Source organism: Psychromonas aquimarina ATCC BAA-1526 (assembly GCF_000428725.1).
Taxonomy (GTDB): Bacteria; Pseudomonadota; Gammaproteobacteria; order Enterobacterales; family Psychromonadaceae; genus Psychromonas; species Psychromonas aquimarina.
Window position 1 is genome coordinate 193,015 of record NZ_KE386792.1, and the last position, 23,708, is coordinate 216,722.

General features: G+C 43.6%; 17 protein-coding genes and 1 riboswitch. Of the genes, 8 read left to right on the plus strand and 9 right to left on the minus strand.

Translation table 11 applies throughout. From position 1 onward, the window contains the following. Positions 1-207: 207 nt before the first annotated feature. The 5 genes from G337_RS0122435 (at position 208) to G337_RS0122460 (ending at position 7,731) form a co-directional block, all read left to right on the plus strand. Positions 208-1,317, plus strand: a complete 1,110-nt coding sequence (locus G337_RS0122435; protein WP_028865835.1) for a polyamine ABC transporter substrate-binding protein — start codon at positions 208-210, stop codon at positions 1,315-1,317. Positions 1,318-1,349: 32 nt separating this feature from the next. Beyond that, a complete protein-coding gene (locus G337_RS28005) occupies positions 1,350-3,794 on the plus strand; it encodes a bifunctional diguanylate cyclase/phosphodiesterase (RefSeq protein WP_051303529.1) in 2,445 nt (814 codons plus the stop codon). Between the two features lie 854 nt (positions 3,795-4,648). Then, positions 4,649-5,125, plus strand: coding sequence for a substrate-binding periplasmic protein (locus G337_RS0122445; RefSeq protein WP_028865836.1), 477 nt, complete (start codon positions 4,649-4,651; stop codon positions 5,123-5,125). A 664-nt stretch (positions 5,126-5,789) separates the two neighbouring features. Continuing rightward, positions 5,790-7,133, plus strand: coding sequence for an alpha/beta fold hydrolase (locus tag G337_RS27155; RefSeq protein WP_169719654.1), 1,344 nt, complete (start codon positions 5,790-5,792; stop codon positions 7,131-7,133). 169 nt (positions 7,134-7,302) lie between these two features. After that, positions 7,303-7,731, plus strand: a complete 429-nt coding sequence (locus G337_RS0122460) for a hypothetical protein (RefSeq protein ID WP_028865838.1) — start codon at positions 7,303-7,305, stop codon at positions 7,729-7,731. 47 nt (positions 7,732-7,778) lie between these two features. Here G337_RS0122460 and G337_RS27160 read toward each other — a convergent pair whose 3' ends face one another. Together G337_RS27160 and G337_RS0122470 are read right to left on the minus strand one after the other, a co-directional pair. Continuing rightward, positions 7,779-8,747: a metal-dependent hydrolase gene (locus G337_RS27160; protein WP_051303533.1), complete on the minus strand. Its 969-nt coding sequence runs from the start codon at positions 8,745-8,747 to the stop codon at positions 7,779-7,781. 566 nt (positions 8,748-9,313) lie between these two features. Continuing rightward, entirely contained in the window at positions 9,314-9,532 is a 219-nt protein-coding gene (locus G337_RS0122470) for a DUF2061 domain-containing protein (RefSeq protein WP_028865839.1), read from the minus strand. 239 nt (positions 9,533-9,771) lie between these two features. Between G337_RS0122470 and G337_RS27165 the strand changes: the two genes are divergently transcribed. Continuing rightward, complete coding sequence (locus G337_RS27165; protein ID WP_051303535.1) at positions 9,772-10,059, plus strand: CBS domain-containing protein; 288 nt, start codon at positions 9,772-9,774, stop codon at positions 10,057-10,059. A gap of 199 nt (positions 10,060-10,258) precedes the next feature. Here the strand turns inward: G337_RS27165 and G337_RS0122480 are convergent, their stop codons facing one another. The 3 genes from G337_RS0122480 to G337_RS0122490 form a co-directional block, all read right to left on the minus strand. Then, positions 10,259-10,780, minus strand: a complete 522-nt coding sequence (locus G337_RS0122480) for an N-acetylmuramoyl-L-alanine amidase (RefSeq protein WP_028865840.1) — start codon at positions 10,778-10,780, stop codon at positions 10,259-10,261. Positions 10,781-10,867: 87 nt separating this feature from the next. Further along, entirely contained in the window at positions 10,868-12,064 is a 1,197-nt protein-coding gene (locus G337_RS0122485; protein WP_028865841.1) for a DUF418 domain-containing protein, read from the minus strand. Between the two features lie 399 nt (positions 12,065-12,463). Continuing rightward, a complete protein-coding gene (locus tag G337_RS0122490; RefSeq protein ID WP_028865842.1) occupies positions 12,464-13,846 on the minus strand; it encodes an alanine/glycine:cation symporter family protein in 1,383 nt (460 codons plus the stop codon). Between the two features lie 114 nt (positions 13,847-13,960). Further along, positions 13,961-14,057, minus strand: a riboswitch (glycine riboswitch). Between the two features lie 694 nt (positions 14,058-14,751). Here G337_RS0122490 and G337_RS0122495 point away from each other — a divergent pair. Next, a complete protein-coding gene (locus G337_RS0122495) occupies positions 14,752-15,264 on the plus strand; it encodes a prepilin-type N-terminal cleavage/methylation domain-containing protein (protein WP_028865843.1) in 513 nt (170 codons plus the stop codon). Between the two features lie 16 nt (positions 15,265-15,280). On the opposite strand, the gene G337_RS0122500 is transcribed toward G337_RS0122495, so the two are convergent. The 3 genes from G337_RS0122500 to G337_RS0122510 form a co-directional block, all read right to left on the minus strand. Then, positions 15,281-16,228: a helix-turn-helix transcriptional regulator gene (locus tag G337_RS0122500; protein WP_084605597.1), complete on the minus strand. Its 948-nt coding sequence runs from the start codon at positions 16,226-16,228 to the stop codon at positions 15,281-15,283. A gap of 68 nt (positions 16,229-16,296) precedes the next feature. Continuing rightward, complete coding sequence (locus tag G337_RS0122505; RefSeq protein WP_028865845.1) at positions 16,297-19,392, minus strand: efflux RND transporter permease subunit; 3,096 nt, start codon at positions 19,390-19,392, stop codon at positions 16,297-16,299. Beyond that, entirely contained in the window at positions 19,389-20,525 is a 1,137-nt protein-coding gene (locus tag G337_RS0122510; protein WP_051303539.1) for an efflux RND transporter periplasmic adaptor subunit, read from the minus strand. The genes G337_RS0122505 and G337_RS0122510 overlap by 4 nt, the downstream gene beginning before the upstream one ends. A 459-nt stretch (positions 20,526-20,984) precedes the next feature. On the opposite strand from G337_RS0122510, the gene G337_RS0122520 reads away from it, so the two are divergent. Beyond that, positions 20,985-22,460: a peptide MFS transporter gene (locus tag G337_RS0122520; protein ID WP_028865847.1), complete on the plus strand. Its 1,476-nt coding sequence runs from the start codon at positions 20,985-20,987 to the stop codon at positions 22,458-22,460. A gap of 114 nt (positions 22,461-22,574) precedes the next feature. Here the strand turns inward: G337_RS0122520 and G337_RS0122530 are convergent, their stop codons facing one another. Then, positions 22,575-23,588 (minus strand): aldo/keto reductase, encoded by a 1,014-nt coding sequence (locus tag G337_RS0122530; protein WP_028865848.1) that lies wholly within the window; start codon positions 23,586-23,588, stop codon positions 22,575-22,577. Positions 23,589-23,708: the final 120 nt, after the last annotated feature.

Genomic DNA, 23,708 nt, shown 5'->3' on the forward strand with positions numbered 1-23,708 from the left:
TCTTCTCGAAATTAAAAACTTAAATACCTGACCATGTCGATGCTATTTACTGTTCCTCTTTATTGACTTTTCCCCGTCGAATTTAGTAAAAACTGACATTGTAGCAGTGACATTTATACAACTAAAACTTGACACGAACCGCCGTTAAGCCCACTTTTAGCTGTGGGAAGAAGTTTATAAAAACAACTCTAAGAGTAGGGATATTTGATGCATAAAGTCATTCCAGCACCAAGTACTGAACTAATAAAGTACCTAATTCTTTCCACCATTTTATTCACATCTTTATTGTTAAGTTCGATTTTTTGTCTTGCGGCAGCCCCCAGTCAACAGACAGAAGAGATCACTTTTCTGACTTGGGGAGATTATATAAATCCCGAGCTAGTCACTCAATTTGAAGCCGAATATAATGCCAAAGTTAATTTTGTCTATTTCGAATCAGACAATGGTCGAGATGAAATATTAATCAACACGAATGCTTTTGGTTACGACATACTGCTGGTGGATTCCACAAATCTAATATCCTACAAAAAACTGGGCTGGATCAATGATTTTGACCCACAAGCAGCCCCCAATATTAACTATGCACAGTTACCTGAGTTATCCAATCTAGATAAAGAAGCTCAATTCTGTACCCCTTACGCTTGGGGAACCACAGGTATTGCTTATCGTAAGGATCTTGTCCCAGAACCGATTACCAGTTGGAAACAGGTCTTCTCTCCCGCCCCTGAATTACAGGGGAAAATACTGATGTCCAGCATGAGCACAGAGGTCGTCGGCATGGCGCTGAAATCTCTGGGTTATTCCATGGCCAGCTCAAACTCTCAAGAGCTTGAGCAAGCACGGCAGCTGCTGCTTGCCCAAGCCCCTTCAGTCGCAGGGTATTCACCTATTGCCAGCGATACCAAAACAGCAAAACTGGTCACAGGGCAGGCCAGTGTCACGCTTACATATAGTGGAGACGCACTAATGCTGCATGCGCTAGAGCCGCAAGTTGAATATCTTGTGCCTAAAGAAGGCGGCGCTGTCTGGGCTGATTTTATCTGCCTGTCAGCACAAGCAGGCAACGTTAAATTAGCACATCACTTTATTGATTTTATTAATCGCCCTAAGCAGGCGGCTGATAATGCCTTATATCTTTTCAATGCCACCCCAAACTCGGAAGCTGAAAAACTGCTGCCCAGTGAATTCTTAAACAATTCAATTATCTACCCGGATGAAGCCTTAATTGCACAATCTGAAACCTATCAGCTGCTTTCTCCGCGCACGATCAAAAAGCACAATAGCATAATGAGGGAGCTGAAAGAGCTCACTAAATAACTCTATTATTCATACATGGATTGGTAATTAATATGCTCTTGAGACCCAAAATTGCACTATCCATTTTACCCGTTATACTGCTGCAGATTATTGTATTGGTTATCCCTTCCTTCCTGCTTTATCAGGAGTATTTTGCTGAGCAGATTAAAGAGCATATTAGTGATTCCATCTCTCAAGTAGAAAACACCCTGCAGCTGCAGTTAAATACAATGCAGGCTAACAGCTTACTATTTTCGCAAAGTGCAATACTTAATCGTTATCTGCGGACTGAAGATGAAATCATACGCTTCAATATTATGCATAAAGTGTTAGCAAATCAGTTTGCCTCGTTTATGGATGCCTATCCTGAATATATTGAAATTAGCCTGGTAATGCTGGACGGTTATGAGGAAGTGAGCTTACTTAAGAATTCCGGCAGCAACCTTAGTGATGAAGAGCAAGATAATTTATATTTTAAAAACATTGCAAAATCACCACATAATTTCACCATCATTCCACAGATCAACCCCGATACAAAACAGTGGGTTTTGGTGTTAGCTCGAAAAGTTTTTCAAAAAAACATCATTGAGCAGTCAACCTCCACTAAAGAGGAACTCAAGGCTTACCTTATTATTAAAACCAGCTTTGATTTTATCGATAACATCATTACCAGTAATAGCTTGATAGAGCATGGTTTTATGGTGCTGCAGGACACTAAGGGCAGGCCTATTTTAATCAATGGCGATAAAAAACTCACGAGCAGCTCCCTGTCTGAGTTATTTACAACCATGCCCCGCAACCATGTGCTGCAGCTTACCGACTGGGCACTGCAGAAAAAAAACTATATTGTCGGGCAAAAGGAGCTATTCAACGGCTTATTCTTCAGCATTGGCTGGTCTAAATCGGAATTAACTCATCTATTAAAAGAGATGGGCTATACCTCTTTAATCAGTTCTTTTCTGGTGATGCTGGTCAGTGCCGCAACGCTGTTTTGGCTGCTTAATAAACTATTGATTCACCCAATTCTTAAGTTAGGTCTTTCTGCCCAAGAAATGGGAGTGAAGGGCGGGCGTTGGTCATTCTATTCAAAATCTCATGACGAACTACACGATCTGGCTAATACCATCAAAGATATGGGCATAGGGCTGCTTAGACAAAAACAAAAAGTACATGAAACAGCTTATATTGACAGCCTCACTAAATTACCTAACCGCCGCCAGTTTACTGATGCGCTAAATCACCACTATTGTAGATCCAATTATCAAATACCCAATATCGCTTTACTATTTATTGATTTAGACGGGTTTAAAGAGGTCAATGATAACTTTGGTCATGTGACTGGGGATCACCTGCTGATGGCCGTCGCCAAACGACTAAAGCATGCACTGCGGGCAGAGGACTATATTAACCCTGGGCGGCATAAAATTGCGCGTTTAGGGGGGGATGAGTTCACCGTTTTATTAACAGGTACAAATGACCGTCATGCAGCAGAGCATATTGCTAAGCGGATTCTTAAGGTATTAAGTACCTCCTTTATGATAGCGGAACGGGAATTTTTAATTGGTGCAAGTATTGGCATCGCTATCGCAAAAGAGACGGGAGAAAGCGCTATCGATCTTCTTAAAAATGCTGATACGGCCATGTATGAAGCTAAAATGATGGGCAAAAATACCTATCGCTTCTTCAGCAAAACAGCCGCTTTAAAATCATTAAAAGCGATGGAGATAAAAGAAGATCTGCGCCGTGCTATCCATAATAACGAACTGCAGTTGAACTACCAGCCGCAAATCTGCAGCAAAAGCGGAAAAATGGTTGGCTGCGAAGCCCTCGTACGCTGGCACAAACCCGGTAAGGGCTGGATACCACCAGATGTATTTATCCCTATTGCTGAAGAATCTGGGTTAATTATCTCTCTAGGGCGATGGGTAATACTGGAAGCATGTCATCAGGTAAAATTGTGGCAGGCAATGGGCATCCCCGTAGTACCGGTGTGGGTAAACGTATCCTGTGTGCAGCTGGAAAGAGAAGATATGCATAGCGTCATTATTGACTGCCTAATGGAAACCGGGCTGAGTGCAGAGTTATTAGCAGTGGAAATCACTGAATCCAGTATTATGCAGGGTGAAGATTCGATTCTTCAACTGCAGAAAATTCAATCTTCCGGTATTCAAATAGCACTGGATGATTTTGGTACAGGATACTCCTCATTAAGCGCATTAAGAGGGTTACCCATTAACAAACTGAAAATAGATAAAAGTTTTATTACGGATTTAAATAGTGGTGATGACGGTAAAGCAATTGTTTCCGCTATTATTGCCATGGCACATCAACTTCATCTACAAGTAGTCGCGGAAGGGGTAGAAACAGCCGAGGAATTCAATTTCCTGAAACAGTATAGTGCAGATATTATTCAGGGCTATTATTTCAGTAAACCACTGCTGCCTAATGAGATCAGCGAAAGATTCGCAAAGCATATAAAAATTAAGGCGGCGGGATAAAACACTAGCAAAGAATAAGGAGAAACAGCCCAGCCTTTTTCAAGTAAGCCCCGTGGTGTGTATTAGTTCAGACTAGATCGGACATTTCTTCTTGAAATTCAAAACTCAATACCCGGCACCGGAATTTTACATTCAAACCAAGTTTTTTCGCTCATTTTCGAAAGTATATAAACACCCGAATTAAAAACTAAAGACCTGGCACCATCAATGCGTTAAATAGCTCCAAAGAACAAAGACTGACTTTGTTATCGGCTTGAAAACAGTAAACTTTAACTATCATTTATTATTAAATGACAACAACTTGACTTAAGAGGGTAAGTTAGCGGCCCCAAAAAGGTTCATGACAGGGATATCGCGGCTTCTCTTTTGTCATATTAATAAAGGTAATGATTTGAAATAGCTTAACGTATGGATCTCCTACCTTTTATTCTACCTTTTCTGTCTATTCAAGGGATATATACGACATCTCAGTTACAAAATAAGCAGCCGTAAGATAAAACAGCTGGCTCCTGAAATCATTGAAAAGCACTTTCCTTCAAACAATGCATCTCAATTAAGGTATCTACAATATTTTTGCGCTCACTATCATGTTAGAGACGGGTGATATTCATCGATTTATAAAGTAGAAAACTAGGCTTCATATTGTCGCTGCTTAGCAGAAATGTTAAAGATCGATTAATATTAATATCAAGATTCGTTTTCGTGGGTTGCGATAGTGAATATTACTGAGGAGCCCGGTCAAGGGATACTGCACGCCTGGAGCTGTGCTGGCTCAGTCAGGCAGCGGGCAGCTCTACAGCGACGCATTGAGAGAAAACCACATCAACGCAACCGTTTGAAAGGAGAGTGGGACTATGAGCTGCAGACGTATTTTTGGAGTTGCTGTAATAGCTTTAGGATTAGCTGCCTATGCCTCCCTTGGGATGGGACAACCAGTTAAGAAGGTCAGATTAGTAATTGATCCTTGGTATCCCTGGGTGATTGGGCAGCCAAGCGGAGATAATCCTAGCGGAGGAGTTGGAGTAGAACTAATCGAAGAATTGTTCAAACGAATCGGAGTGGAGACTGAAATCAATTTGTTTCCTTTTAAACGGGTAATAACCTACCTGGAGGCAGGTAAAGCTGACGGAAGCTGGCTTATTACTAAGAATAGCGCACGAGAAAAGTTTGTGATTTTTAGTGACCCTTTGTTTTCCGATTATTATTATTTGTATTATTCAGACAAGCGTAAAACTCCCTTTGAATGGAATACATGGGAAGATTTGAAACACTATGAAATTGGGCTGACATCTGGATTTGACTACGGAGAAGAGTTGATTTCATCATATTAAACCAGTCTGTCAGTAATGCCATGCTGCATAATAATGCTGAATTTAAGGGAAGAGTCCGTTCAGCCTCTAAACCCATCAAGAAGACTGTGTTTTATGTTTTATTTTCCAAGAAATCTCCGGCAAAATCTTTAATGCCTCAAGTAAATATTACGATTGAGCAGATGAGGCAAGACGGCAGTATTGAGAAAATTCTAAACCGCTGAAAATAAGAGACTCAAAGAAAGAAAATAAAAAAAACGAGATCCCCATTATCTCTTTGAATATAAAGTTAACGCGATTATGCTTTGCTATTTCAACACCAAAATAAAAATTGGAAAGCTCCCCACTTCGCACTGTGTTGGCTTGAAACAGACATAATCAACTAAATTCACTCCCACCTCAATTTACCAAGCAGTAAAGAAATACTTGTACATTTACATACAATAAATCCCTATTCCCATAAACAAAAGCTAAGTAACATATCTTTTAACACTGAAGGATCGAATAAAAATAATGTTAATTACAACAAAAGGGAATAAGTACAATGAAATCGAGAATAACAATAATATATACCTTATTGATAGCTGGTTCCTTGCTCGCTGGCTGCAATAATAAAAATAATGATAAAACTCCTAGTACTACAACTCCCAGTACTGCAGCTCCCAGCACTACAACTCCTAGTGCTATGACTTATCGTGACACGACTTGTAAAGATATGCTTAACAATTTATCCGTACCGGAAAATGCAGCTTGTGGTTACTTTACCGTTCCAGAAAAACACGCAGTTAATACTCAGCCGGCTTCTAGCAAAACATTAGATATTGCCGTATTGAAGCTGACTTCATCCAGCAGCAGTAAGCAGCTGGATCCAGTTGTTTTCCTGCAGGGAGGTCCTGGGGCCTCTGCAATTTCTAGTATTGAAGCGTTTACTCAATCCCCCGCAAAGTTTTTACTGGCTGATCGAGATGTATATCTAGTCGATCAGCGAGGTACTGGTTACTCCAAACCTGCATTAACATGTACAGAGTATCAAGGAGAAGCTGGAACCTTCAAGCAGGTCAAAGCCTGTAAGGAACGCCTGACAAAACAAGGTATTGATTTTACTGCTTATCAGAGTGTGCAAAGCGCTTATGACTTTATTTCTTTAAGAAAAGTACTCAAGCTTGAAAGCTGGAACCTTTACGGAGTTTCATACGGAACACGATTAGCAGCGACCATCATGCGTGAAGATCCGAGTGGTATCAGAAGTGTGATTCTAGATGGTGTCTTTCCTATCGAAGTTAACGGGATATCTGATACTCCCTGGTCAGTTTATGCCGCCCTAGACCGAGTTATTGAAAACTGTAGAACATCCTTACAGTGTAATCCCGCAGAGCTAAAACAGACAATAGAGTCAATTATCCTTCGATTACAAAATTACGGTCGAGAGCGCGAAGCTGAAGATTTTATAAAATTAGTGCAGAATGCGCTAGGTGAAACAGATCCAGATCTGTTAACTATTATAGAAGCGATCAATCAAGATTTAGACTTAATTAAGAAGCTCACTGATGCCAACAAAGATAACGAAAAATTTTACGCCCCAATGGCTCTGTCAATTGTCTGCTCCGAGGAATATCCATACCTTAATCAAACAGCTTTAGCAGGTTCAAATAATCAAAACTGGTCAACAACAACACATATATCTGCGGATAAAATCCGTCATATGGGCTTTGATGAAGACAGCTGTAAAGCGTGGAATATTAAAGCAGCTGATTCTATAGAAACAGAGCCCGTGACGAGTAATTTACCGACACTTATATTGAATGGTGCTAATGATCCGCAAACACCGCCGGCCTGGGGACATTTAGCCGCAAAAAATATCCCTTACTCGCAGGTTTTTACCAATCCACATGGTGACCATGGTCAGTTATTCAGTGAAAATATTCACCGCAGCTGTATTGATAAAGTCATACAGGAGTTTTTAATCTCTCCGACAAAAACGGTGACAACCCGGTGTACCAAGCACATCCCTGAATTTTCTTATAATTAACCATTCGGGAGCTGGTATTTTGTTTTTTAGGAGTAAATACAATATGTGTATTTACAATCCCGGCAAGCATGAAACAAGCTCTTATAGGTTTGATTAAATTTGTATTTACCTAAAGTTTACCGGCAGCCTGCCGGTTTTAGGTGAATACTTAAACTTAAGGCGATAGAAAATGAATCTCAATATGGGCTTGATGCATACGCAGCTGCAGATGAACCGTCAGGGTACTCTACAGATTAAACACTCAGCGGCAGCCGAAGAACGGCTCACGAAGTCTGAAACGGATAAAAAAAACGATAGCGATAAAGAAGATAAGGTCAGCCTTTCTGTTGAAGGTCAGCAGAAACAGGCGGCAGAAGCCAATGCAGCAGAGAAAAAAGGGGCCGGCAGTGGTGCCGATATGGCTATTGCCTGGATCAAAGAACAGATTGAACAGATCAAAAAAAAGCTAGAAGAGCTGCAGGGTAATGACAGCCCGAAAGCCGAAGAACAGCGTAAGATGCTTAATGATCAATTAGCCGTACTCAATGAGGCTCTGCTTAGCGCCTTAGAAAAGAAAGCGGCAGCCGTCAAAAACAGCCAGTCAGCAATTGGGGGGTAATTACTCTACAGCGCTAAGCAGCTAATTCAGGTACGCATGATTTTAAATTAATTAAAAACATCCTTAAAGAGTGACAGCAGCAGCTCAGGCTCTACCGCAACTTCTTCCTGCGTTGGCGCGACAGCCTGCCAGCTTCCAGCATTCTCGGCAATAACAAATGAGAAGGGGTAGAGCTCTTCGGTTCCCATGCGAATGTCGGTGACAATCAGTTTATTATCTCTGCTGTCAAAACGCAGATAACCACGGCTTATCCACTCGAGCTGTTTAAGATGTGTGGTTTGTAATCCTTTGATTAATTCTCGATTATGTTTATAGGCATGCCATTGCAGCGGTTGGTCTCTGCCTAATAGTGACAACGCTTCATAATATTTGTCATCATGATAGCTCACCACCCGCCACAGCAGGGTATTAAACGGCGTCGGCACAATTAATACCTGACCATTTTCAGCAGTTTCATCATTTTTAATCTGCCTGCTGACAGACCATTGCGCATATTGTCCAAAGCCTAAATATAAACAGCTTAAAAAGAGTGCTGCTGAATTGATCCGCTGCCATTTTAAAGTGTTGCGGCTAAACCATAAGCCTAATATCGCTATCAGCAGCGGCAGGGTATACAAGGGATCGATAATAAAGATACTGTTCCATGCGATAGGGAGAGTTGATAACGGCCAGAATAGTTGAGTGCCGTAGGAAGTGAAAGCATCCAGTAACGGGTGGGTAATTAAAGGCAGGAAAATAACCGCAAAGAGAGTGCCTTTATGATCCGCATAGTGAGGCTTAAGCTTAATAGTGAGCAGATAAATAATAATAGAGAGTGCAGTTAATACAAACAGCGAGTGACTGAACGAACGATGAAAAACATAGTTTTCCACAACGCCGCCGTAATCAACAAACACATCTAAATCAGGCACGGTACCTAATACAGCACCGGCTATCAGCACCTTACGTCCGAAAACTTTACTTCCAGCCGCACCCGCAATACTGGCACCTAATGCGAGCTGAGTTAATGAATCCATGCCCTGATTCCCCTGATATACCTATGATACTTCAAGATGCAAAGTCAGCAAGGCAAATTGTGCCGAGATGCTAGACATAAAATTGAACCTTTCGAGCGATTAACTACGTTAATCCTCTTTCGGTAGAATTAAAATAAAGACTTTAATTCTTTTATAGTTATTCTACATAGAAATTTTATAACAACGCAGATTGGTACAAGCTGCCTTGCCCTGCGGGCGTTAGCTCGAAAACCAGCCCTGCGTTGCAGCAATCGAAAAGTGAATAACAATTACCTCATACTGCGCCTTGATCTGGTGTTCGAGCTGGCGCCTGACAAAGTATCTTGAGGTAACATAGGTATAAACTTCAATAATAGGTTATAACAAATTATTTAGACGATTTGTTATAACCTGCCCTTAAAAAAACGAAACCTCGTTTAAAACGGCGGCTTACTGCTGTTACATTGTCACTCACCGGTAAATTTTCCAGCGCAGAGTGCGGCTTTGCTACTTCAGTCAAAACAATAGCGTACAGGCTCAGCTTTTACTACTTTACCTGCATTTCAGCAGGATGTTTATGCAGATAGTTAATTAACAGGCACAATGCTCGCGCTGTTATTTTCCGCGCTCTGCTTTTTAGATTCAATTTTTTTCCAGACTTTTTCATGAAAGTAAAACACAACGGTATTCACCGCCGGTTCAATTAGAGCAACCGCCCCGCCGATCACTATGCTGCCGGTTAATAAATAAGTAATCGTAAAAGCTACTGAGAAATGTAATATTGCAAAAGTCATTGTCTTTTTCATGCTCGAGCCCTCTTTAGTTAATATTAAAAACACACCCAAATGATAGTGATTATCATTTGGGTTGTAAACACCCGTATAATAAATTTTTCTTTTTAACGACATCAAGCTGATAATCCCAAGCAACACTGAATAGGAGCATTCTATTGCAATGACAAACACAATCGAATGTAACTATCATTATTTGAGATTTATGATTTACCAGTTGCTTTCAAAAAGTAGTCATTAGGAGAACAATATGAGTGCAGCAGAGCCGCCTGCCTGTAGTTAACCGGTCGAATAAACTCATCGGCATGGTATCGCAGGTTGACTGTCATAAAGCACTGTTAGTGAGTGGTTACCACTGCGATCAGCCGGTAAAAGTCAACGATATGATGGCAAAATCTTACCCGATACTTAATCCGCAGGACAGACTTGCAGAAGCGGCGATTAAAACTCAGGAAGAAAGCGCAGATATTTTTGCAGTGCTGGAAGAAAGCAGGCTGGTGGGAATAGTAAAGCACGTGGATTTATTAACCCTGTTAAATTAAAACCTCTCTTTATATTCGCCGGCTTAACGATAGTCCTAGTTTCAAAGAACCACCTTGGAAGTGAGTGCCAACTAGCCATGCGGTTTCATAGTGTTTCAACAGACCCATTTTTCTTTGTTTCACTCTATAAACAGGAAATAATATGCCAGGGAGAACTCAATCACCAGACCTGGCGATTGAGTTTTTACAGACAGGCGGCTTATATGGCCCGTAATACACTCTTATATAATGCGCCGGCCATACTTTTAGGTGATGAATTATCACCTAAGGGCAAATTTATATACACGGCTTTCTTACCGTAAAGTTCTCTATAAGCTTTTTCTTTAAATGCTAACGGCTGTTTAATATAAACACTCAAATTATCTTTAATGCTCTTGGCAAAGTCTCTGTTTTCATCACCTTTATAATAAACACCTTCACTTCCCGGCTCTGCATGCAGGTTAATCAACATACAATCAGGAGCATTACTGACAATATCAACCCGCTCATCCAGGCTTATGTAATCATCAGCGCTTCTAACGTTATTAACCTCTATTCCCTGAGCTTCTAACAGTGGTTCAAGCTGCTTTGCGACCTCTAAAACAAACTGACTTTCCAAAATACTGTCACGCATAAAGCCGCCGTCTCTGCCTCCATGCCCGGCATTGAGGTTAAGACACAGCTCTTCTGACACAGCATTTAAAGAAAAAAAAGCGCATGCTATAACAATATACTTATTCATTTATATTCCTCTGCATAAAGATTACTACTGCCTCTGCATGAGCTGAAACAGTCGTTATTAAAATTGATAAAGCTTTGTAAGCAGCAGCTAACCAGCAATGCGTCTCCACAGCTCTTCAACAGGTCCCATTTTTCTTCGCTTTAACCACTCGATAGACAGGAAAAGCTGCACGGCAATAATCACCAAACTAAGCATATAGACCTGAAAGAGAGGCACTTCAGCAAACAAACCAAATCCCTGAAAGATCACATAACCAATGATCGACTGCAGGATATAATTAGTCAGCGGTACACGGCCTAATGTCTGCAGCCACCTGCCGACAAGGGTCTGCTGCAGATAATTTCCCGAATATGCAATAAGAGCAATATAGCCTAGAGACATGCCGGTAACAGAAATAACATAAAGAAACTCCTTCACCAGAGTTGCGTTCATTTTACTGAAACCATAATCATAATAACTGGCACCGGTTTTTATCAGCCCCAGCGGCAGAGCAACAAGCACAGCAAATATCATCAGACGTTTCTGCAGGAGAGATGAGCGGGTTGATTCAGTAAAAAAACGGATCTGCCCGAAGTAATACCCCATAATAAACATGCCCATAATCCGCAGTAATCTGCCGCTGTTAATATTTCCCTGCAGTCCTATCAGCATGCGGTCAAAATTGGCATCAAACCATAACCCCTGCTGATAAAGGCTAAGCAATACACTCTTGTTCGATTCCGGTGCAAAAGATAAATTCAGCGATATAGACCACAGCGCATTAACAATATCCAGCAGCAGCGGTGTCAGCAGCAAAGCCAGCGACAGTTTAAGAAGATGTTCAGGTTCCCAGTTCTTGAGCAGCAGCAGTACTAACCCTATCAGAGCGTAATAGCGCAGGATATCTCCCCACCAGATAAACACGGCATGAATACAGCCGATAAGAAAAAGAATCAGCTGCCGTTTGATAAAATAGCGGGAAAATGACGGATAGCGGCTGTTCGCCCTGCTGTACAGAATATAAAAGCCAAGCCCGAATAAAAAAGAGTAGATAAAATAAAACTTGCCGTGAACCAGCAGGCGGGTGAGAAATAAAACCGCTTCATCGAAGATGCTGGTATTAAGCAGATCCCCTCTTACACTAACCGGGCTGTCTAGGTAGCCGCTGTACCAGAGGATATTTGCAAACAAAATGCCGATTAATGCAAATCCTCTGAGCATATCAACAGACTGGATCCTCTGCTTTTTTTCTTTTTTTGTTGTTATATTTATTGATTTAGCATCAAGGTTCACAGCCTGCTGCATTGTTTATCCTTTATATTAGAAAATATTGGTTTGCTGTTGATGGCAGAAAAAAACAGAGCAAACAGGTAAACCATACTTATTATATCTTTATGATTTTGAAGTTCTGATCCGGCCTCTAACTTTTAGCATTCTGATTTCATTTAAAATATTATTCTGTCGTTAAAGTCACTACATGTTCAAAATCTAACCCCGTCAATCGGATAAACACTGACATAAAATCAACCTGGCGCCCACATATAAAAGATTATTGATTATCATTGATAATCATAAAGGTGAAATTCGGGGAACATGCTTTCTCCTTTACCTATCAAACAGCTTTTCTGAGCAAATAAAAAAGCCTGTGCACTGAATAGAATCAGCGGCACAGGCTTGTTTTTTTAGTCTATGATTTTGTAAAGCTTAGCTTTGCGCCTGCAGCTCACCATCATCACTTATATCTACGTTTTTATCTGTATCAAAGAACAGTTTAGTTTCTGCAATAACAACATGACGTAACGCAATTAAACCGATCAGGTTAGGAACTGCCATTAAACCGTTAACGATATCGGCAATAATCCAGATCATATCCAGATGCAGGAATGCACCCGATGCCACTAAAGCTACAAAAATCACTTTATAAGTCAGTATGCCTTTGGTGCCGAACAGATAAACAACACAGCGTTCACCATAATAGTTCCAGCCCAAAATGGTGGTAAAGGCAAAGAATATCAAACCGATAGAAACCAGTAACGGACCAACTGTCTGCGAATCCAGACCAACGGCAAATGCATGCGTAGTCATCTGCGCACCCGCTAAATCTGTCTGCCATGCACCGGTTAAGATAAGTGCCAGCCCGGTCATGGTACAAATAATAATGGTGTCAAAGAAGGTGCCCGTCATAGAGATAAGGCCCTGCTTTACGCAGGAATCTGTTTTAGCCGCGGCGGCCGCCATCGGCGCACTACCTAAGCCCGATTCATTTGAAAACACCCCTCGCGCCACACCCGACTGAATGGCCAGCATAATACCGGCACCTAAGAAACCGCCTGTCGCGGCTGTTGATGTGAAAGCTGAAGCAACCACAAGCTGCAGGGCATCAAGCAGATGCTCGGCATTAGTAATAAGTACACTTAAACAGGCCAGGATATAAAACAGCGCCATAGTCGGCACGACTTTTCCGGCTACTTTAGCAATGGATTTGATCCCGCCCAGGGTAACAACGGCAACTAATATCGTCAGCACTGCTGCAGAGATTTCCCGTGATACACCAAAAGAAATTTCAGATGCGTCGAGAATGGCATTTACCTGCGGAAACGTACCAATACCAAAACAGGCTACGCCCAGCGCAAATACCGCAAACATAACCGCCAGCGCTTTCGAGCCTACGCCGTACTGCAGGTAATACATAGGTCCGCCGACCATCTGGCCGTTCGAGTCTACTTTGCGGTATTTAACTGCAAGCAGACACTCTGCATACTTTGTTGCCATACCGAATACAGCAGCCAGCCACATCCAGAATAGTGCGCCGGGACCGCCTAGTTTTATAGCAGTCGCAACACCGACAATATTACCCGTTCCGATTGTCGCCGAAAGCGCGGTACATAGTGCGGCAAAGCTGGATATATCACCGCTGCCGGATTTATCTTTACTGAAAACCATCTTAAGTGCTGTAGGCAGGTGACGGAACTGCAGTAAACCTAAGCGGAAAGTGTAATAAACACCTGTTCCGACCAGCAGAATAAGCAGCGGCGGTCCCCAGATAAAACTGTCGACGGTTTGTAATAAAGATTGAAGATTGTTCATGATTTCCCCTTAATAAAAAGTAAATTTAAGGAGAAGAGGGAAAGGGCAATAGATCCATAGAAAAATTCTATAGACTATAGCTAAGCATTTCATTGTGCATTAGTTTGTGTAGCTTTCCACTCCTCTGTCCTTTTGCCTGAGAGTTTCACCCTAAACATTTAGGGCTTGCTCCTTCGGCGGCCGAATAAATACCAAATCCAATAATTTTCTATTCATTTATGCTGGTTAAAATGAATGCTGGCTTCGTTGTTGATTTTGTAATTAGAATAACTAGTTACTGCAATCAACGCCTTGCTTTCATCCATTTTTCCTACGCCTAAATAGATCACCTAATTAATGGAATTGGTATACCGGCTCTCTCCAGAGGTTCCTCCAACTACAGTCCTCGCTTCGCTCATCTAAACATTTCTGTTTAGCGCTATTCAAAATGAATAGAAAGCACCTGAAAGATTTAACTATGTAACTACCTGCGCTGCATAGTCTTGCTTCTTCGGTAAGCTAAAACGCCAACTTAATCAACGTCTTAACTATTCTCCTGTAGTCTTCATCGGACCTGAGGCGGGTATAATATAAGAGCGAATACAAATAACAAGTAATTTTATGATTTAATTGAGATGAATTTAGGGGTTTAAGGGGAAATGAACTAAGTTAGCCGCAGCTGAAGCTATAGAGCAGCGCATCTATAAGCAGATGCGCAAGTGACATTTCCTTAGTAAATACCTGATAATTAGTTGCTGATTCACTGAAAAAACAAACCTTTTATCAGGATTTAAAATCCTTGACCCCGCAGGCTGCATGCATCGCGATACTAGTGATAAACTGCTTATAAAGATGACATTATAGGAGCGGTAAGTCATACCTGTTTGAAGATGTTTTCTGCACCAAAACTTCAATAGGGACATTAAATGAGAAAACAAAACAGCGGCTTTACCCTGATCGAACTGGTCATAGTGATCATCATATTAGGCGTTCTGGCAGCAACTGCACTGCCCAAATTCATCAATTTACAATCCGATGCCTTTAAAAGCCAGCTGGCGGCCGCTTCGGCTTCGATGAAAACGAGTGTTCTGCTTTTTAATTCAAAGTCTAGAATATCGGGCGGCGGTGATGACCGAGTGGTTTACTCAGGCATAGTAGGTGCCGCCCATCAGCCCTGGGCTGCCAGTTCCAACGGCACTTCTCCCAGTACTGCTTATACTAATCCGCCGGAAATTTTTAAAGCAGCAGGGATGGATACTGCCGACTGGTCCTACCGTATTTATGTTGCAGGTACTTATCAAGTAGCGGCGAGTCCGAAGCAGAAACTCGATAGTGCACAACCCACCTTAGCCCAGGTGACAGCAACAGACTGCTATATCCATTATAAATGGGAAACTTCGGGTACGCCCACTATTCAGTTATTCGATGACGGATGCTGATTAGAAGTACATACATTTATCTTTCACAAACCGGCAGCTGCAGAGAATAAGCGGCGCCGCCCGTGGGAGTCAGATCCACGCTGCGCACAATATCGATACAGTACCCCTGCAGATCAATCTGATAGCCGTACTTTTCTGCATACTGATATAAACCGTCCCATGCGGCTTCAAAGCCGACATCAGAGGTAACATAAACTTCACAACAAAGGTAGTAACCTTCACGCAGAATATGGCTGGCTTCAGACGCCTGCCTAACCTGTTCACCTACAATTAAGTCTATCTCCTGCCACTGGTTTTCCATCTGCGCAGCAGGGGTGATCGTAACCAGTTTAGTGACCTGCTCCCCCAGCTGTTCACAGGCCAGCTCCCAGTCAAAATCATTTCTTATCTGCCCTTTTAAACTGCGCCGAGGGTGCCAGATCAGCTCACAGGGCATTTTTTCAGCCAGCTTCTGCTCCATACTCATCCCCTGGGCAGGATGAGCAAGTTTAGCGATAAGCGCTGAGGTTTGCGCGACTGTTCCTGTGCGGGTAAGTTCCCGTATTGCTTTGCCGGTAAGATTTAATTCCCGCTTAAGGGCCTTAGCTAATGCCTGTGATGAAGAGTAACCAGCTTCCAAAGCAATCTCGGTGATATTCTTACCCGGCGCATCAAAGAGCATACTGACCGCTGTCTGCAGTCTCACCCGGTTTAAGTACTGTCCCGGAGTCTCATTAAAAAGCTCGCTGAATTGACGATGAAAATGAAACGGTGAAATCGCACTTTGCCTGGCAATCTCCTCCCATGTTAATGACTCGGCAAGTGAGTCATGAATCAAAGTCAGCGCCTTAAGAAAACGTTCCTGCAGATGCACGGGCAGCGTCTCTAACAGTGCGGCTTCAGGCACCAGTACATAAACACCCTGGTTATTTTCCAGCAGTGATTTTTTACCGCCGTTTTCTTTAAAGTTATTTTTTTCGAGCATAGTACAGTCAATGTAAAGGACAATAACTTTACTATGCTCCACGACGCAGCTAAACGCAATGCCCCCATTCAGACTGCGCTGAGCTTCTCGTGCTCCTCCCCCTGCTCAAGCGGCAGTTTATCGCGGCAGAACACACCTAATAACAGCGGAATCAGCAGCAGCGTTACGCTGGTTGCAAACAACTCGCCAAATACCAGAGAAACAGCGGCCGGCTTGAGGTACTGCGCCTGCTCAGATGAATCGCTAAGCAGCGGCAGCAGACCGCATACTGTGGTAACAGTGGTTAAAAATATCGCCCTTAAGCGGTTTTTACCCGCTTTAATAAGCGCCTCGTTGAGAGGCATCCCCGAACGATGATAGTCGTTAAAGCGGGTGATCAGCACCAGAGAATCATTAATTACAATGCCGGTCATCGCCATCATGCCGAACATAGACAAGATGCTGATCGGCATATTCATAACCCCATGGCCGAAAATAGCACCGGCAAAGCCGAAAGGGATCACCGACATAATAATAAACGGCTGCCAGTAAGACTTCAGCGGTATCGCAAGCAGTGCGTAGATCAGCAGCAGGGTTAAAATCATCGCCGATTTGAAACCCGACTGTACCTCGCCGATTTCGTCAAACTCTCCGGCGGCTTTAATACTCACCCCAGGATAAGTCCGCTCTAATTCAACAAAATCATGCGCTAACTGCTCTAAGGTCATTTCCGGCGATTGAATATCCCGATCCTGACGCCAGTATAGATTCACAACCTGCTCACGGTTACGTCGATAAAGCTGTTCCGGCTCCTGCTCATAACTGACTTTAACAACATCGGCCAGTAATATTGATTTTCCGCTGGACAGAATAAACGGCGAATTCAATAACTGCTGCACGCTGGATTTCTTATCTCGGCTGTAACGTATAATAACTTTCGTTTCCTGACCTCTCTGCAGCAGCCTGTGTACTTCCCGCTGACCAAAGGCGCCGCCCGCAATCTGGGCAATACCGCTTTGAGTAAGACCCAGCTGAGTACCGAACTCATTCAGTTTTAGACGAATCTGGAGCATGCCTCCCTGACCGTCATGGTACACATCATTCACTCCGGCAACTGCCTCAATGCGTGCTGTTAATGACTGTGCAGCTAATATCGCCAGTTTACGGTCATCACTGGAAAGCGTTATCGATAAACCGCCGCCAAGTTCCTCTCCGGCAGAAAAACGTGCCGAATACACACCTTCAATATCACCGCTTAAAACCTTCCATTTATTCAGCAGTAAATTATTCGGCAGCTTAGTCAAGGCTTCAGAGGTAAGCTCGGCAGTCGCTTCAATTTCCCCCTCTCCGTCGGACCAGACCAGTAAATTGCTGATTGGATTTTCATCCAGCTGATGATCAAGCTTTAAATCGCTATCCAGGCTTAAAGCGGCTTTTTCAAGCTGAGCAGCTGCTTTAGCCTGTAAAGCCGGCGGCGCGCCGTCCTGCAGGTTTACTTTCGCGGTAATATAACGCCCGGGAATATCAGGAAATACAGCACTGCGGATAACCCCTTTGGACCACAGACCGTATGCCAGCACCACCAGCGCAAAAAAAGTGATAAATGAGGCGCCTTTATTGCGTAAAACCTGCCTTAACAGCGGTTCGTAAACTGATAAATTGAACCAGGTTAAGCCCGCTTGTGCTTTAGCCTGCACTTTTTCTATGCGGCCGGCTTTAGTGCTTTTAGGTTTTACAGCCGCCAGATGGGCCGGCAGAATGAACTTACTTTCAATCAGCGAAAATAACAGCGCGAAGATCACCACCGCAGAAAAGCCTGCCAGCAGTTTAGCCAGTTCATTATCAATCCATAACATCGGAGAAAATGCGGCAATGGTAGTCAGTACGCCGAATACAGTAGCAACACTGACCGACTTAACCCCATACCAGGCGGCATCAGCCGGCTTTTTATAACGGCTGCGCGCAGAGTGAATACTCTCTCCCACTACCACAGCATCATCAACCAGGATCCCCAGCACTAAAATAAAACCGAATAAAGTAATATCATTAAGGCTGTAATTCATCACCCCCATGGCGGCAAAGGTGCCGCACAGTGCAACAGGTATTCCTACTGCGACCCAGAATGCCAGCTTTAAATCTAAAAACAGCCCAAGCAGGACCAGAATAATCAGCAGCCCCTGCCAGGCATTGTCACCTAAGCGGTTGAGCTGATCTTTAATATAGGGCGCCATATCAGCCATAACAGAAAGTGAAATATCATCGGGCAGACGTGCCCTTTCTTTTTCCAACACCTCTTGTACGGCTCTGCTGACATCAAGCAGATTATCCTGTTTACTGGTTGATACCAGCAGCGCAATCGCCGTTTGGCCATTGTTGCGTACAATAGAGTCAGAAGCTTCGTATTGTCTTGAAATCGACGCGACATCACTTAATTTAATACTGCCGGAGGGCGAGGCAATTACTTCAATCTGTCCTAAACGCTGCAGGTTATCAGCATAACCGTCACCACGCAGTATCATTCGCCCGCGCTGGCTTTTAATCTCACCGGAACGCGTCTGCAGCGACATCTGTTCAATACGCGCCGCCAGCTCTGCTAAACTCAAACCATAATTACGCAGCTGCGCCTGATCCGGCTCTATCACCAGCAGCGGCGCATTCGCCCCCCAGTTTGCCACACTGGAGATCTCAGGGTGCTTTTTCAGCGCTAATTCAACCTGACGCGCAACGGGCTGCAGCTCACTGTCCAGCCTGTCCCCGGAAACAATTACAAAAGCCGCCAGATTGGAGAATTCATCTCTGTACACCTGCGGTCTTTCCGCCTGTTCAGGAAAAGCATCAATGCTGTTAATCCGGTTACGTACATCTTCAATCAGCCTGTTAAGATCTCTTTTAGAGGTTTTGCGCACTCTGACCGTCGCCATGCCCTCAGTCGATTCACTGGTAACCTGCTTGATACCGCTAAGACCGCTTATCGCTTCTTCGATACGCTGGGTAATACTGTCATCTATCTGCCTTGCCGTTCCTCCGGGATAAGCCGCCGAAATAATCAGACTTGAAGGTTCGATCTGCGGAAACGACTCAACTCTTAAGCGCCCGGCTGAAAGCACACCACCGACAATAATAGCCAGCATCAGCAGGTTAGCGCCGACCGGGTTATCTAAAAACCACTTTGTTAACCATTTCATTGCACTGCTTCCTGATGATGCTGAGGAGATACCCGCTGCCCTTCAAGCATTGAAGCTAACGGAAACTGCACGATACTCCTCGCCTCTTCAGGATCATGGATAAATGTCACCCAGGCGCTGTCTGCTCCCTGTTCAAGAAGCTCTACGCTCTGTACTGCCAGCTTGTTATCCGCATCAACAATCCAGATCTGCCCGTCTCTGGTTAGTGCACTGCCTGGTACCTGCACCGCATTCTGCTGAGGATCCAGGGTGATCTTTACCCAGACCTGCTGCTCCGGAAGCAGCCTTGGCGAACTTGAATAGGGCCCGGCAACAGACAATACTATTTGACGCTGACGGGTTTTCTGATCCGCCTGCGGAGCAATATAACGCAGCAGCCCCGGCCACTCCCGCCCCTGGCGGTCAATAACCATTATTGTCGGTCTCGACAACCCGCGGCTTAATAGCCCCCATTTCGATTCAGACACCGGCACCTGCACATCAATACTGTCACTCGAGGTTAGGGTAAATAAACTTTGACCGCTTTCAACATACTGACCGGGGCTGACATCGCGGCGAATAATCATTGCATCAAACGGCGCGCTGACCGCTGCGTCCGAAAGCTGTTTGCGGGTACTTTTGAGTGCCTGCTTTGCCTGCTCCAGCGCGGCGGCCGCCAAAGCAATCTGCGGCTCTTTACGCGCATAAGCGGAGCTGTTCTGCTTAGACAGCATTTTAAGCGCAACAGTCTGTTCGTGCTGTTCACGCAGCAGATTGAGTTCAGCCTGTTTAATCTGACTTTGCGCCTCGGCAACCCGGGATGTCAAGTGAGTAGTATCCAGCGCCAGTAACTGCTGATCTTTTTTAACCAGGCTGCTTGGCTCTAATGTTTTGTCCAGATGCACCACATCACCGCTCACCTGTGCTTTGACTTCCGACAGCCAGCGCGCATGAGTCGTGCCCAGTAAAGTGACACTAGGCACAAAACTTCCGGGTGTAGCATGGACAACAGTTACCGGCTGATATATCTGGGAGGCGGGCTGAACGGGAGCGCTTTGCGGCTCAATAATAAGTACCGCGGCGGCCGCTGAAGCAAACAGCAGCAGTGAGATTAGAATAAGTTTAAGTCGTTGATGATTTTTGAAAATGGCCACTAAACTGCCCTCCCTGGTAATAGACAGGGTAATTATGACGGCAGCGGCTTTATAAAAAGTGTCTCAGTTTGCTGTTCGGCACAACTGTTGATTATATCCCGGCAGGAGCTGCGAGCATTAAAATGACCAGAAAGACTTTCTATCAGGCCGATAACACCAGAAAATTCAGACACTTTTATTATAAAAACCATCTGAACTTATAAACATCAAAGATGCAGCTGCTAACTTCAAACCACGCTTACTGCCTGAAAAACAATCAAAATCATCACTACAGATCTGATTAAAAATTAATCACGCAATCATCAACAGACAACTTGAGGTCAAAGTTGTGAATTAAAAGGCGTCTGCTTAGCAAAGTTTTCCCTTTTTGCGATAAACATCAATTTGTGACATTACATCTCTGTTAGTATGCGCCCCGTTTAAAATTCTCTTAACCACGAATTTATTAAGGATTATGTAATGTGGAATAAACTCAACAAGTCTATGATGTTCTGTCAGATGATGTTTGGACTTTCTTTCTATGGGGTGATGGTCATTCTGACCAGATTCTTTTTAGAAAACTTAAATTACAGCGAAGCAGACACTATGATGGTGGTCGGCGCGTTTTCATCAATCGGGCCGTTATTTGCTATCGCCGGCGGTTTTATCGCTGACAAATTTTTAGGTGCTTACCGTTCATTAACCATCGCTTATCTTGGTTTTGCAGCCGGTTATGCTTTACTGGTGCTTGGCGCATCAACCGTTAACGTGCCCATGAGCTTATGCGGTATCGCGCTGGCAAGTTATGCCCGCGGCTTAATGTCCCCTTCTTACCCAAGCTTATACAAGCGTACTTTTGCCAGCCAGGAAGATTTTGAAAACGGCTACCCGGTGAACTATTCAGTTAATAATATCGGTGCTCTTTTAGGTCAATACCTGTTCCCGATGTTTGTACTGGCGATTGGTTTCTACGGCAGCTTCTTTTTATCTGCACTGTTAGCTTTCTGTGCTCTGGTGCTTCTTGTAGTATTCCGTAAGCCGTTACGAGGCGTTGGTGCAGACATTGACAAGCAGCCGGTCAGCACTAAAAACTGGCTGACCTTTGCTGTCGTTTCTGCCGCTATGATCGGTTTAGTATTCTTTATGTTCTCTAATATGGACATTGGTCAGAATATTGTTTACGCCATTGGTGCGGCCGCAATTGGTTACTTTATCTCGCTGATGTTCAAAGCCAAAAAGTCTGACGCATTAAAGATGGGCAGTATTCTTATTATGACCGTGCTGACCACAGCTTTTTTTGTCTACTACGGCCAGATGATGACATCAATGACCATGGTAACCATCAATACAATGCGCGGTGATCTGTTCGGCATTATCCCTATCGCACCTGAAGCATCCATGGCGATGAACCCGTTATGGTGTATTGTGGCCGGTCCGGTAATCGCCCTTTTATTCTCTTCATTAGAAAAGAAAAACATCAACTTCTCTACGGCAACTAAAATCGGCTTTGCATTTATCCTTACCGCAATTGCTTTCGGCATCTTAGCCTTTGCAGTAATGACTATCGGCAGTGATGTTATTATCCGCCCTGAGGTTTTTCTGGTGATCCACTTCTTCCAGGCGTTTGCTGAGGTTATTGTAGGCAGTCTGGTGGTGGCATTTATCCTCTCAGTTGCACCAAAACATATCGAAAACTTCTCGGTCAGCCTGTTCTCTGTTGCTATTGCAATGAGCGGTATTGTCGGCGCGGTATTCTCAACTTCTATTGCACTTGAAAAAGGCCAGGAGATCACCCAGGAGATTGTCCAGCAGGTCTACGGCGACTACTTCAGCACATTAACATTCTGGGCTGTTGTAATGGTAGCAGTGGCATTCGGCGCATCAGTCGTTATTCGTAAAATGCTTGAAAAATGTGATGATTCAGACGATCTTAATCTTGCTGAAGCAGAAAGCTAAAACAGCTGATCTACTAAAATATCAGCGTAGTTAACTGCGAAAAAATATACAAAAAGGGACAAGCATTGTGCGAGTCCCTTTTTTATATTAATTGCGGCACTGCAGCGCAAAAGCTTAAGCAGAGATTTCATTAATCATAATAAGCTCTTCTTGAGTGAAGTTCAGGTTTTTTAATGCGCCGGCCGCGCTGCAGATCTGCTCTTTTTTGCTCGCGCCGATTAGGCAGGAAGTAACAGCAGGATTATGCAGAGTCCAGGCGACAGCCATTTGTGCAAGGTTTTGACCACGCGCCAGAGCCAGTTCATTTAATGCTTTCACTTTTGTTATTTTATCAGGAGTAATATGCTGTTCATTCAAATGCACTATTTCCGAACGGGCGGCTCTTGAGTTCTCTGGAACCCCTTGTAGATATTTATCGGTTAACAGGCCCTGTGCCAGCGGAGAAAACACAATAGATCCTACTGCCTGCTCCCTTAAAACATCGGTTAAACCGTCTTCTATCCAGCGGTCAAACAGATTGTAACGGGGCTGATGAATCAGCAGAGGCGTGCCTAATTCACGTAAAATTTCAACCGCTTTTTGAGTTTGCTCCGCCTGATAGTTAGATATTCCCACATACAGCGCACGCCCGGAACGTACAATAAAATCAAGAGCCTGCATACTTTCTTCTAAGGGCGTATCAGGATCGGGTTTATGATGATAAAAAATATCAAAGTAATCGAGTCCGGTTCGTTTTAAACTTTGATCACAGCTTGAGACTAAATACTTTCGTGAACCGCCGATACCGTAAGGTCCTGCCCACATATCATAACCAGCTTTGCTGGAAATCAGTAATTCATCGCGATAAGGCAGTAGATCCCGCTTTAAAATTTGTCCGAAAGTACTTTCTGCAGCACCATAACTAGGGCCGTAATTATTGGCTAAGTCAAAGTGATTGATCCCCAGGTCAAAAGCAGTATGTAACAGGGCTCTAGCATTGCTTAGCGAATCAGTCTCACCAAAATTCTGCCATAAACCTAACGATAACCTGGGCAGTAAAATACCGCTGCTGCCGCAGCGCTGGTAGTGCATTTGTGTATATCTGTCTGGCTGTGCGCAATAAAGAGTATTGGGTTGATCGGTCAGCATTTTATTTCCTCATCATATAATACCAAAACAGTGACTTGCTCATTCTTCAACCAGTGTATATTAAACACATCAAATAGCGGTATAAAATTGACAATGCTTATATGTCAAATATATATCCCC